The organism is Arthrobacter sp. NPDC092385, assembly GCF_044755105.1.
In the GTDB taxonomy this organism is placed as follows: Bacteria; Actinomycetota; Actinomycetes; order Actinomycetales; family Micrococcaceae; genus Arthrobacter_D.
Map to the genome: position 1 here is coordinate 290,930 of NZ_JBIVQL010000003.1, position 12,315 is coordinate 303,244.

14 protein-coding genes are annotated in these 12,315 nt (G+C 68.3%); 12 read left to right on the top strand and 2 right to left on the bottom strand.

Features of this window, described 5'->3' with window-relative positions; all coding sequences use genetic code 11:
• Position 1: 1 nt before the first annotated feature.
• From ACIQCY_RS06360 to ACIQCY_RS06375, 4 genes are all read left to right on the top strand, one after another.
• Positions 2–544, top strand: a complete 543-nt coding sequence (locus ACIQCY_RS06360; protein WP_400483048.1) for a tripartite tricarboxylate transporter TctB family protein — start codon at positions 2–4, stop codon at positions 542–544.
• Positions 537–2,150 (top strand): tripartite tricarboxylate transporter permease, encoded by a 1,614-nt coding sequence (locus ACIQCY_RS06365; protein ID WP_400483067.1) that lies wholly within the window; start codon positions 537–539, stop codon positions 2,148–2,150. The genes ACIQCY_RS06360 and ACIQCY_RS06365 overlap by 8 nt, the downstream gene beginning before the upstream one ends.
• Entirely contained in the window at positions 2,147–2,542 is a 396-nt protein-coding gene (locus tag ACIQCY_RS06370; RefSeq protein ID WP_400483049.1) for a universal stress protein, read from the top strand. Before ACIQCY_RS06365 ends, ACIQCY_RS06370 begins: the two co-directional genes overlap by 4 nt.
• Before the next feature lie 229 nt (positions 2,543–2,771).
• Positions 2,772–3,308: a GAF domain-containing protein gene (locus ACIQCY_RS06375; RefSeq protein ID WP_400483050.1), complete on the top strand. Its 537-nt coding sequence runs from the start codon at positions 2,772–2,774 to the stop codon at positions 3,306–3,308.
• Here the strand turns inward: ACIQCY_RS06375 and ACIQCY_RS06380 are convergent.
• Positions 3,292–3,423: a hypothetical protein gene (locus tag ACIQCY_RS06380; RefSeq protein WP_400483051.1), complete on the bottom strand. Its 132-nt coding sequence runs from the start codon at positions 3,421–3,423 to the stop codon at positions 3,292–3,294. The two genes, ACIQCY_RS06375 and ACIQCY_RS06380, sit on opposite strands and share 17 nt — an antisense overlap.
• Positions 3,424–4,222: 799 nt before the next feature.
• On the opposite strand from ACIQCY_RS06380, the gene ACIQCY_RS06385 reads away from it, so the two are divergent.
• The 8 genes from ACIQCY_RS06385 to ACIQCY_RS06420 all read left to right on the top strand — a co-directional run bounded on the left by ACIQCY_RS06385 (position 4,223) and on the right by ACIQCY_RS06420 (position 11,388).
• Entirely contained in the window at positions 4,223–4,360 is a 138-nt protein-coding gene (locus ACIQCY_RS06385; RefSeq protein WP_400483052.1) for a hypothetical protein, read from the top strand.
• Positions 4,351–5,469 (top strand): glycosyltransferase, encoded by a 1,119-nt coding sequence (locus tag ACIQCY_RS06390; RefSeq protein WP_400483053.1) that lies wholly within the window; start codon positions 4,351–4,353, stop codon positions 5,467–5,469. Before ACIQCY_RS06385 ends, ACIQCY_RS06390 begins: the two co-directional genes overlap by 10 nt.
• Positions 5,469–5,636 (top strand): hypothetical protein, encoded by a 168-nt coding sequence (locus ACIQCY_RS06395; protein ID WP_400483054.1) that lies wholly within the window; start codon positions 5,469–5,471, stop codon positions 5,634–5,636. Before ACIQCY_RS06390 ends, ACIQCY_RS06395 begins: the two co-directional genes overlap by 1 nt.
• Complete coding sequence (locus ACIQCY_RS06400; protein WP_400483055.1) at positions 5,633–7,132, top strand: ArnT family glycosyltransferase; 1,500 nt, start codon at positions 5,633–5,635, stop codon at positions 7,130–7,132. Before ACIQCY_RS06395 ends, ACIQCY_RS06400 begins: the two co-directional genes overlap by 4 nt.
• A gap of 136 nt (positions 7,133–7,268) precedes the next feature.
• Complete coding sequence (locus ACIQCY_RS06405) at positions 7,269–8,069, top strand: polysaccharide deacetylase family protein (protein ID WP_400483056.1); 801 nt, start codon at positions 7,269–7,271, stop codon at positions 8,067–8,069.
• Between the two features lie 45 nt (positions 8,070–8,114).
• Positions 8,115–9,293: a hypothetical protein gene (locus ACIQCY_RS06410; protein WP_400483057.1), complete on the top strand. Its 1,179-nt coding sequence runs from the start codon at positions 8,115–8,117 to the stop codon at positions 9,291–9,293.
• Between the two features lie 104 nt (positions 9,294–9,397).
• Entirely contained in the window at positions 9,398–10,417 is a 1,020-nt protein-coding gene (locus ACIQCY_RS06415; protein ID WP_400483058.1) for an LLM class flavin-dependent oxidoreductase, read from the top strand.
• Positions 10,418–10,572: 155 nt separating this feature from the next.
• Positions 10,573–11,388, top strand: coding sequence for a GAF domain-containing protein (locus tag ACIQCY_RS06420; RefSeq protein WP_400483059.1), 816 nt, complete (start codon positions 10,573–10,575; stop codon positions 11,386–11,388).
• A gap of 38 nt (positions 11,389–11,426) precedes the next feature.
• On the opposite strand, the gene ACIQCY_RS06425 is transcribed toward ACIQCY_RS06420, so the two are convergent.
• Complete coding sequence (locus ACIQCY_RS06425; protein ID WP_400483060.1) at positions 11,427–12,146, bottom strand: GAF and ANTAR domain-containing protein; 720 nt, start codon at positions 12,144–12,146, stop codon at positions 11,427–11,429.
• Between the last annotated feature and the right edge of the window lie 169 nt (positions 12,147–12,315).

The following is a 12,315-nucleotide window of genomic DNA, read 5'->3' on the forward strand; positions in this document are numbered from 1 at the left end:
CATGAGTACCTCGGTTCAGAACGCCCCCGGGAGCGGCACGGCCGCCGCTCCCGGCAGGCCGATCGGCGAGCTGGTCTTCGCGCTCATCATCGTCAGCGTCGGCGTGGTCGGATTCGTGGCCGGGGCGGGCATCCAGACGCCGCCGTCCGCCAGCGACATCGGCCCGCGTGCCTTCCCCTTCGCCGTCTCCGCACTGCTCGTCGCCGTCGGGGCCGGCCTGGTGTTCCAGGTGCTCCGCGGCCACCGCGGGGCGGCCGACGAGGGCGAGGACGTCGACCTCGAGGCGAAGACCGACTGGCTGACCGTGGGCAAGCTCGCCGGGTTCGTGCTGCTGCACTCCTTCCTGATCGTCCCGCTCGGCTGGCCCGTCGCCGCCGCGATCCTGTTCTTCGGCGCGGCGTGGTCCCTCGGCGCGCGCCCGTGGTGGCGCAACCTGGTGACCGCCGTCGTCCTGGCCCTGGTGCTGCAGTTCGTCTTCGGCGGCCTTCTCGGCGTCTCGCTGCCCCCGGGCTTCCTCGGAGGGTTCGGTGTCTTCGGTGGATAACTTCCTCATGCTGATGGAGGGCTTCGCCACGGCGATGCAGCCCATCTACCTGCTCTTCGCACTCGGCGGCGTGCTCGTCGGCACCGCGGTCGGCGTCCTGCCCGGCATCGGCCCGGCCATGACCGTCGCGCTGCTCATGCCCATCACCTACAGCCTCGAGCCGACGGCCGCGATCATCGTCTTCGCGGGCATCTACTACGGCGGCATGTACGGCGGATCGACCACGTCCATCCTGCTCAACACCCCCGGCGAGTCCTCCTCGATCGTCACGGCGCTCGAGGGCAACAAGATGGCCAAGGCCGGCAGGGGAGCGGCGGCACTGGCGACGGCGGCGGTCGGTTCCTTCGTCGCGGGCACCATCGCGACGGTCCTGCTCAGCTTCGTGGCCCCGTACGTCGCGGCCTTCGCCGTGCAGATCGGCCCGGTCGAATACGTGGCCCTCATGGTCGTGGCCTTCCTGACGGTCGGTGCGCTCCTCGGCTCCTCCGTGCTGCGCGGCCTCGCCTCGCTCGGCCTCGGCCTGTTCATCGCGCTCGTCGGCTTCGATTCCCTCACCGCCCAGCAGCGCTACACCTTCGGCAGCCCCTTCCTGGCGGACGGGATCGACGTCGTCCTGGTCGCCGTCGCCCTCTTCGCGGTCGGCGAGGCGCTGTACGTGGCGTCCCGCCTCCGGCACGGACCCATCAAGGTCATCCCGGTGACCGGCGGCTGGACGAGCTGGCTCCGCAAGGAGGACCTCCGCCGCTCCTGGAAGCCGTGGCTCCGCGGCACCCTGATCGGGTTCCCCGTGGGGACCATCCCGGCCGGTGGCGCCGACGTCGCCACCTTCCTGTCCTACGCCTCCGAGCGGAAGCTCGCCAAGGGCGAGAACAAGAAGCAGTTCGGCAAGGGCGCCATCGAGGGCGTCGCCGGTCCGGAGGCCGCGAACAACGCGGCGGCCGCGGGCGTCCTGGTGCCCCTGCTGACGCTGGGCATCCCGACGACGGCGACGGCCGCCATGATGCTCGTGGCCTTCCAGCGCTACCAGATCCCGGTCGGTCCGCAGCTCTTCGAATCCAACAGCGCGCTCGTCTGGGCGCTCATCGCGAGCCTGTACGTGGGCAACCTGATGCTGCTCGTGCTGAACCTGCCGCTGGTGGGCATCTGGGTCAAGATCCTCCAGATCCCGAGGCCCTACCTGTACGCGGGCATCCTGGTGTTCGCCGTGCTGGGCGCGTTCTCGGTGAACTTCACGCCGATCGACGTGATCATCCTGCTGATCGTCGGCATCCTCGGGTTCTTCATGCGGCGCTTCGGCTACCCGATCGCGCCGATGGTGGTGGGCCTGATCCTCGGGCCCATCTTCGAGAGCCAGCTCCGCCGCTCGCTCGCGATCTCGCAGGGTGATCCCGTGGCGCTCGTGCAGTCACCGGTCGCGGCGACCATCTACGTCGTCCTGATCGTGATCTTCGCGCTGTCCTTCCTGCTCAAGCGCCGCCAGCGCCAGTTCGAGGCGATGGTCGCCGCGAACGCGGATGCGCCCGACGTCGTCCGCGGTACCGCGGCCACCCCCGAAGCGGCCGTCGCACCGACGACCGCGCCGTCCAGAGAGGACACCGACCGATGAGCACGATCGTCGTGGGCTACGTGCCCAACGCGCTGGGTGATGCCGCCGTCGCCGAGGCGGTGGAGGAGGCCCGACGCCGGGACGCGGAGCTCGTGGTGATCAACACCACGCGAGCCGACCGCCTCGTCAATCCGGCCTATGCCGACTCGGAGGATGTCTCGAGGCTCGAGGGCATGCTCGGCGCCACGGGCGTCTCCTACTCGGTGCGCCACAGCATCTCGGAGGCCACCGCGGCCGAGGAGGTCGTGGACACGGCGGAGGAACTCGACGCCGAGCTGATCGTGATCGGGCTGCGCCACCGGACGCCCGTGGGCAAGCTCATCATGGGCTCGACGGCGCAGACCATCCTGCTCTCGGCGCGCTGCAACGTCCTGGCGGTCAAGCTACCCTGACTGCCGTACACAGCATGACGATGGCGGGTAGCCCGGGAAGGGGCGACCCGCCGTCGTCACGTTGTGTACGAGGAAACTCTTGTTGCTTCGGGGAAAGCTCGCCAAACCCTGCACCAGTTGACGCCCCGTAGAGGGGTGACTTGAGGTTGACCGTGCAGAATGGAGTTATCCGGTTGCCGTAGCGAACGGAATTCCACGCTGCCACCCCCACCTGAGCGGACACCCCTTCTTGACCCTGCCCCACTTCGCCGACGTGCCACCCCACGGAGCCCGCCTGCGTGTCCCGGCTGCACCCCTGGAGATCGAGCGCCAGCGGCTCCGTTCCCTCGAGCGCAGCGGCCTGGTCGATACCGGGGACGAGGAGCGGTTCGATCGCCTCACACGACGGGCGCAGGCCCACTTCGGCGTCACCGCGGCCGTCATCTCGCTCATCGCCCGGGACCACCAGTACCTGAAGTCGGTCGTCGGGCCCGTCCCGCGCACCATCCGGCGCGAGGACGCGTTCTGCAACATCACCATCCAGGGTGAGGAGCCCCTCGTGGTGCCGGACCTCCGTGAGGACCGGCGCTTCCAGGAGAGCCCCCTGGTGGTGGGCGCGCCCTTCATCCGGTTCTACGCGGGAGTTCCCCTTCGCGGTCCCGGCGGCTGGTTCATCGGCAGCATGTGCATCCTCGACACCGAACCGCGCGATCTCAGCAGCACCGACCAGGTACACCTGCGACGCCTCGCCGACGAAGCCGAGCTCGAGGTCAACGCTCCGGTCTGACCGTTCCCTCCAGGGCGCCCGAGTAGGCCGCACCGATGTCCTTCGCCCCGGCATGAGGGATGCCCTGGCGGTCGAGCAGTGAGCCGGCGTCGTCGAGGACCTGGCGGCTGCCCACGCGGTCCTCGCCGAAGCTGTCCCTCGCTACCGGCCGGAGTCCCAGGAGCGTGTCCCCGAGCTGGTGGATGACGCCCCCGTACAGGAATCCGAGCTGTTCGTGCGTCGCCTCATCGGCATCGTCAGGCAGCCTGAACGCTACCGGCAGGCCGATCAGGGAGTCGTAGAACGCCCGCGAAGCGCCGATATCGGTGACCGTCAGGCGGACGTGGGCCTAGGCCTTGATGGGGATCATCATGGCTCCCACGCCACATCTACCCGTGATGCCGCTCGGATCCGCCCCGCGGCGCGGCAGGCCCGCCACGGTGCAGCCCACGACCTGACCCGTGCCCGGCCGTCGCGAACCGAGTGAAAGAGACGGGCCGGCCGAGTAACCGCCCTTCGGTCTTAGGTACTACCTACTCGTGATCGGGCGCGAAGGCGAGGTCATGCTTTCTACTGTGTGCAAGTCGAAGGACCCCTCATCCCCCTTCCGACTGTCAATCAAGCTGTCCTCGAGCGCTCCCTTGCATGCGCAAGAACGCATACCGGACCTCGGCACGGCAACCTGAACACTCGACCGGCGGCGGTCAGTTCCGTCCTGATGCCGTGCGTTTCGCCCGCGGGTGACAGCGCATGGCCACGCCGAGGTCAGTGAGCGCGCAACCGGGCTCGGACAGGGCCTCCGGATCCATCAGCTTCGAAAAGGTCTCAATGAATCCCATTCGTCCAGTCCGAGGTCCCGCGCGCGGATCCCTGCGCGTCCGCACCGTCGGGGGCCGTCCCGAGCTCATGACCCCACTCCAAGAGGAGCAGCAGCCATGACCACCACGATCGATGCCCCTGCCCTGACGGCCTCCGGGCCGCAGGAGCAGCCGCAGCCCGAGCAGCAGGAGCGGGTCAGGGTGAGCTGCCGCCGCTGCGCCGAAGTCCAGCACGGAGGCCCGTCGTGCAATTGAGCAGCGACCTCAGCGAGCGCCCCCTCGCGCAGGCTGTCGGGAAGCCCCGGCCGCCGGCCCGCGTGATCGCGATCATTCCTGCCCACAACGAGGAGATCGGGATCGCGCAGACGATCGACAGCCTCCGCCGCCAGACCCAGGCCCCCGACCACATCCTCGTCGCGGCAGACAACTGCACCGACGGTACCGTGGACATCGCCCGGGCCATGGGGGTGGAGGTCCTGGAGACCTGGGACAACACTGCGAAGAAGGCAGGGGCCCTGAACCAGGGGCTCGCCAGGATCCTCCCGGCGCTCCAGCCTCACGACGTCGTGCTGATGATGGATGCGGACAGCCGGCTGAACCATCACTTCGTGGCTACCGGCATGGCCTACTTCGAGCACTGGCCGATGCGAGGGGGTATCAGCGGCTCCTACGTCGCCGCCGACCACCCGTCACGCGTGGCCCTGCTGCAGAAGATCGAGTACACCCAGGGGCTGCGCTCGGTGCATCGGCGGGCTGGGCGTATTCACGTTTTGTCGGGCGCGGCCACCATGTTCACGGTCGAAGCGCTGCGCACGGTGGCCGAGATGCGAGGCACCAGCGTGATCCCGGGAGTCAAGGGACTCGTCTACGACGAGTCCTCACTCACGGAGGACTACGAGCTGACCGTGGCGCTGAAACGCGTGGGCTACGACCCCCGGTGCGCCGCCGACTGCATCGTCGACACCGACGTGATGCCGACGTGGCACGAGTGGATGATCCAGCGACTGCGCTGGCAGCGGGGGACGCTGGAGACCCTGTTCACCTACGGATTCGTGGAGCACACCCGCAAGGCCTGGGCCGTGCAGGCGTGGACCTACTTCCGGACCATCATCCCCCTGCTGATGGTGCTGATCTGGACCTACGCCCTGACCTTCGAGGAGGTGGCGTTCCATCCGTTCTGGCTGCTCATCATCCCGGTGTTCATGCTCGACCAGCTGGTCTCCACCTGGAAGGCAGGCTGGCGGGCACGCATCTACGCCACCGCCATCATCCCGCTGTGGATCTACGAGACATACCAGTCCATCGCGTACTGGCGGGCCCTCCGCCTTGCCCTGCGTGGCGGAGAGAAGGAGTGGCTGACCTGATGGATACGTTCCTGGGCCTCCTGGAGGAGGTCACGCACGACGGTTTCATGGCCGGGGTCGCGGGCCTGACGACTCTCACGTTGGTGATCCTCGGGATCGCCGTCCGCCGAATCCTTCCGAAGCACGAGCACGACGCCACTCTTCCGCCGAGGAGGGAACTGACATGACCAACACCCTTCCTCATCAGGTTGGTGAGTACCGTCGTCCGAGCTGGAACGAGGCCGTCGGCACGGCACTCCCGCCCAGGCTCCAGGTCGAGAGCACGTCGCGCTGGATGGGGCGCGCCCCGCTGATCGCGCTGCTGGCTCTGCTGGCGGTTCTCAGCCTGCGCCTGTCCAACACGGCCTTCATCGATGAAGCGCTGTACATCAACGCAGGGCATGACTACCTCACGCACTGGCTGACGGGTGACGGCGTCGAGGCGTACGGCGACTCATTCTCCGGCGTGCCGTTCGTGTACCCCGTACTCGCTGCCGTCCTGGATACCCTTGGCGGGCTCCTGCTGGTCAGGGGCTTCAGCCTTCTCTGCGTGCTCGCTGCGACCATCTTCATCTACAGGGCGCTGGCCGACCTGGGGTACCGGTCTGGAGGCATGCTCGCCGCGGCCCTTTTCGCGCTGGCCGGCCCCGTCGTGTTCGTCAGTGCCCTTGCCACGTTCGATGCCCTGGTCATCGCCATGCTCGCCGCGGCACTCTGGACAGGCGTCCGGAAAGGCTGGGGATCCGCGGCTGCCACCGGCGCGATCCTGGGCCTGGTGCCCATCATGAAGTACACCGGCGCGATCTTCATCCCGGTTGTGCTCGGCGTGGTGTTCCTGGTCTCGCCGCGGTGGCGCTCAATGCTGGCCGGCGTCGTCGCAGCTGCGATTCCCGGTGCCGCCTGGCTCGCCTGGTCGGACCAGATCGCCACGGGAATCGCCTTTACAACCGCCGATCGAACCGCGCTCAGCCCGCATTCCACGGGTGAGCTGGTGGCATGGATGACCCTCGACATCGGCATTCTCCTCGTCGCAGCCATGGTCGGAGGACTGCTGCTGGCCCGGCGCGGACCCGGCCACGCCCTGCTGGGGCTGGGGTTGCTCGGCGGCGGTCTGGCGCTGCCCGCCGCGCAGCTGATTCTCGGCGAGGGCGTTTCCTTCCACAAGCACATGGCGTACTCCGCGCTCTTCCTGGCTCCCCTGGCCGGCTACGCCCTGGCGAAACTGTCCATGCGCACATGGAAGTTCCTCCCGGTGGCGGTGCTGCTGCTGACGGCCCTGCTGTTCGGCGTTTCTCGCTCGGACGCCATGTACAACTCCTGGGTCGGGGTCCAGCCTATTGTGGAGGTGATCGAGGACGATCCCCGTCCCGGCATATACATCTCCTCCGCCACCGACTCGCTGAAGTACCACCTGCGCGACCGCCCAGAGATCACCTGGGAGACGACCTTCTCGCTGTATCCCCAGGGTCAGGAGGCCATCATGGTGTCCGTAGAGGATCAGCGGTTCCAGTCCGTCATTCTCCGCACCGCCGGCACCGGTGCGCCCGACCAGGACGCGGGTCAGGCCGTGCTGCTCCAGGCCCTTCGGGACAGCTCGTACTACGAGCTCACCGCGACCATGCCGGCACGTGAGCACTCCGAGGCCGATGTGTGGCTCGTTTTCACCAGGAGGGAGACAGCATGAACTCCCGTGGTCAGCGAACCGGAATGACGGCGCGCCCGGCATGGAAGGCCTCGGCCGGGACGTTGCCGGGAACCAAGGAAACCTCAACTATCGGGAAGGGTGAGGCTTCGTGACTCGGACGCGTCGCAGAATCACCGTGGTAGCCGCTTCGGCGGCCGTCGTCGTCGCTTCGGCCGGGGCCGTCCAGACGGTCGTCCAGGAACATTCGGTTCCGGCATTCGCTGCCGCCACCGCCGGGCCAGACAGGGATCCGGTCACGGAGCGTCCCCTGGACAACAACTGCTCGGGTGGCAACGTCACCTTCACCTTCGATGACGGCCCGCGTGAGAACACTGAGAAGGTGCTCGACGCGCTGGATGGCTACGGCATCGATGCCGTCTTCTTCTGGAACGGCCAGAAGATCAAGGGGCGTGAGCGGACCGTGACCCGGGCCCTCGCCGAGGGGCATGTCATCGGCAACCACAGCTGGGACCACCCCGACCTGACGACCGGCGAGCTGCCCGACGGCAGCACGGACACCTGGTCCGCCGGGTGGGTGCGCAGCGAGCTGGAGCGGACGAACGACGCCCTCGTGGCTGCTGGCGCCCCTCGCCCGACGCTCTATCGTCCGCCCTACGGCGCGATCAACAAGCAGGTCGACGACGTCGCCCAGGAGCTCGGCCTGCGTCTCGTGATGCCGTGGGGCTACCACGAGGACGACAACATCGTGGACACCCACGACAACGAGGGGGCGAGCTCCCAGGAGATCATCGACGCCACGGTCCGGGGAATGCAGGACGAATCGATCATCACGATGCACGACGGCCAGGGACAGGCGACGCTCAACTCCGTCGACGCGCTCCAGGCCATCGTGGACGCGATGAACGAGAAGGGACTGTGCGCCACCACGAAGATGCGCGAGGATACTACCGGAAACGTCCTGGAGATGTACGGCTGAAGAGATCCCGGCGTCCGGCCCGACCCCAACGCAGAGGAAGCTCCTGTGGCTGCATTGCCGAGCAAGGTCGTCGCCGTCTACTGGACGCGCTGGAACTCCGACATCCGGCTCACCCAGGTCCCGCAGTCGTACAACGTGCTCTACCTGTTCGCTGCCGGCCACTCCGGTGATGCAGGGGGCATCGGGTGGGGGATGGACGACATCGCCGCCGACATCCGGACCGTCCGCGCCAGGGGCCAGCGGGTCGTGCTCTCGACGGGCGGCGCCGGTCAGGGCATCGACTTCTCCTCGCGGGCCGTGAGCAGGCGCTTCGTGGACAGCGTGGTGCGCATCAACTCCGAGCTCGGGGGCACCCTGGCCAGCCCCATGATCGACGGAGTGGACTTCAATACCTTCGAGGCGGAGGCCACGCCGAACACCCCCGAGTACCTGTGGATGTTCGCGGAGCTGAAGCGCCGGTTCGGCCAGGACTTCGGGATCACGTCCCCACCTGCCCCCTGGAACGCGGAGGACAAGGCCATGATCCGCGACGCCCTGTCGAAGGACCTCATGACCTACGCCGGCCCGCAGTTCTACGACGGCCCGGGCCTGGCCGACCCCGAATACATCATCGACACCACACGCGACTGGGTGCAGGACGTGGCCGGCGGGGACGCGAGCAAGATCGTTGTGGGCTTCGGCATGGAGAACATGGAGGACTACTCCTCCATGGCGCAGATCCTCACGGCCTGGCGTGCCATCGAGGAGGAGTTCCCGGCGATCCGCGGTGCGTTCCTGTGGCAGCACAAGACCGACGCCGACCGGGGCTGGGCCTTCGCCAGGCAGCTTGCCCCGCTCGTGCTGGACCACGCCGTTGCCTGGCGGACGATGCCCTCGACCCCGCCGCCGAGGCCGTTCCAGCCTCCCTGCCTCGTCGTGACGATCGGCTCGGCCTCCTACCCGCTCGCCGGCATCGACATCGCTCGGCAGCTCGATGCCCTGGTGGCGTACACGGACACTGCGGCAACCACGTCCACCAATCCGTATGGCTGTGAGGTGACCGTGAGCGCGGGCAGGGTCACCCGGATCAATGATCGTCAGGGCGGCGGATCGGTGACCGGGACATCCATCCCGCAGGGCGGTTTCGTGCTCTCGGGGCACGGGGAGGCGCGCACGTGGCTCCTGGCCAACGCCGAAGTCGGCGCAACCGTGGAAGGCGTCACCGTGGACGACCCCCGCTCCTGAGGGGTGCGCGGGGCACGCACCACCCACCGGCGGGCAGGGCGGTGGGCGGTATCGACCGTCCACACGCCGGGAATGCGCGAGGGATTCCTGGCGCTTCACCCGGCATGAAGAAGATCGGATTCCTGTCCTTCGGCCACTACCAGGACGTGCGTGGATCACTCGTGCCCACCGCACAGGAGGCCCTGGTGCAGGCGGTGGAGCTCGCGGTGGCCGCCGAGGAGCTCGGGGTCGACGGCGCGTACATGCGCGTGCATCATTTCGCGCCGCAGTACTCGGCGCCGTTCCCCCTGCTCGCCGCGATGGCTGCGCGGACGAAGACCATCGAGCTCGGCACCGGCGTCATCGACATGCGCTACGAGAACCCTCTGTACATGGCGGAGGAAGCCGCGGTCACGGATCTCATCAGCAACAGGCGGCTGCAGCTCGGCATCAGCCGGGGATCGCCCGAGACCGCGCTCGACGGCTCGCGCACCTTCGGGTACCTCCCCGGGGAGGGGTCGACCGACGCCGACCTGGCGCGCGGGAAGACCGCCCTGTTCCGTCGGGCGATCGCCGGCCACGGTGTCGCCGACGCCAATCCGCGCATGACGGGCAGCAGCGGGAGGCTGCCGATAGATCCACTCTCGCCCGGCCTGACCGAGCGCATCTGGTGGGGGTCCGGTACCCGTGCGACTGCCCGGTGGGCGGGGGAGCAGGGCATGAACCTCATGAGCTCCACGCTGCTCACGGAGGACACCGGTGTCCCGTTCGACGAACTGCAGGCCGAGCAGATCTCCATCTTCCACAAGGCCTGGGCGGATGCCGGGCACGACTGGACCCCGAGGGTCTCGGTCAGCCGCAGCATCCTGCCGATCGTGAGCGAGACGGACGAGTACTATTTCGGCGTCCGTGCCCAGCGGGAGTCGACGGACCAGGTGGGCATCCTCGACGGCGCCCGGTCCCGTTTCGGGCGCAGCTACATCGGGCCGCCGGACGTTCTCGCGGAGCAACTGGCCGCCGACGCCGCCGTGCAGGCCGCGGACACACTGCTCGTGACGATCCCGAACCAGCTCGGCGTGGACTTCAACGCCGCGCTCCTGGGGAACATCGTGAAACTCGTGGGACCGGTGGCCGGGCTCCGCTGAGGTAGTGCGGCGTCGAATACGCTGCGCAGCGGCCCGGAAAGCCCCCGGTCCCTCAGGCCGCGGGGTTTCCCGCCCGGCCAACCTCGGGTAACGTCGATCAGTAAGTATGCTGATCATCTCGGCGACAGCATCGGTGACGACCTCGAGGAGACGCAGTGGATCGGGCCCAGCGACGACTCATGCTGGAAGCGCTCGCCCTCTGCAAGCTGCCGCTCGAGAAGGTATGGCTCCACTATTGCGGCAATGGTGGACACCTCGGCGAGGCACAGGTTGGCCTCTTCCTACAGGGCGCGGCGCCGATGGGGGAGCTCGAGCGCGACATCCTGGCGCACGCGATCAACGAGATGCTCTGGGACCGCCGGCTGCCGAGCCTCGTACCCTACGCCTCTTCACCGGTCACCGACCGGGAGGCGTCTGCCGGTCCCGGAACCAGCGCAGCAGCAGCGTGGCTGCTGACCGACGGCGAAGCCGAGACCGAACGCCTGCGGTCACTCGCCGCGACCGGGCTGATGCACTCGGGCCCGGCTCCGCTGCTGGATGCGCTGGTCGCGGAAGCGCGCGGGGCCTTCGGTGTCAGCTCCGCAAGCGTGTCGCTCGTCGGTGCGGGCTACCAGCATCTCAAGGCGTCGGTCGGATCCCTCCAGTGGGACCTTCCCCGGCGTGAGGCATTCTGTGACGAGGCGATCAGGACGGCCGACCCGCTCGTGATTCCGGATACGCACACCGACAACCGCTTCAGCGACCATCCGCTGGTCGTGGACGAGCCCCACCTGAGGTTCTACGCGGCGCACCCGCTGCGTGGTCCGGGAGGCTGGAACATCGGTACCTTCTGCCTCCTCGATCGGCGTGCCCATGCCTTCCCGGGCGAGGAGCGGCGTAGCTTCCGCGCGTTCGCCCGCCGCGCGCAGCAGGAGATCGGGCGCTCACGGCACGCCGAAGAGGCGTGGCGGCGGAGCGCCGAGAGCAACTGACCGTGGGCGGCCGACCACGAGCAACCGACGACGGCGCTCTAGGCGTTCGGTGCGCCGGTACCACCGGTCAGTTCCAGGGCGACGTCGGCCACCGAGCGCCGTCCGTCCTCGGCGCGCGCGACGAGTTCCCGGAACGCACTGCGATCGTCGATGCCGAGCTGCGCCATCAGGATCCCCTTGGCCATACCGATGCGGTCCCGCATCTGCAGGGCGGTGGCGAGCTCCGAGCGGATCTGCTGCGGCGTCTCCGTTGTCTGCACGTGGCTGAGCAGGGCGGCGGCGGGTACGGCGAAGCGCGTCAGCGCCCTCTCCGTGGCCTCGTCGAAGGCGCCGGCCTGGGTCGAGTAGACCTTCATGGCCCCGATCGTGGTCCGGCCCTGGATCAGGGGCACGCTCTGGCACGAGCGCACGGACATGGCGGCTGCGGCCGCCGCCCACCGGGGCCAGCGCTGGTCCTCCGACGTGGTGTCGTCGGCCCGGACGGGGGTGGCCGTCGACCACGCGCTCAGGCAGGGACCCTCCGACAGTTCGTACTGCAGTTCATCGGCGCGGGTGACGAGGTGGTCGGTTGCGCCGGTGCTTGTCCGTTGTCCGCGATGGATGAGCGAGACTCCCGCCCCGGTCGCTCCGGGAATGAGGTCGCGCGCCGCTTCTGCGAGTAGGTCCACGGCGTGCTGCACCGTCTCTTCGGTGAGCAGGAGTCCGCGAACACGGCCGAAGACCACGGCGAGTTCGTTGAGGTTGGGCTCAGAATCCAAGATAAGCCTCGAGATGTCCTGATGCCGGCCGTGCCGGCGGTAATCGGCGCCTACTTCTAGACGTCAATCAATGTGGCTCTTCGGAATCAAGGGTGTAGCGAGGGTCTGAAACCTCCGGCCTCGAGCAGGCTCCTGGCTGTGTAGTTCGCGAGGTTGCGGAAGCCGAGCG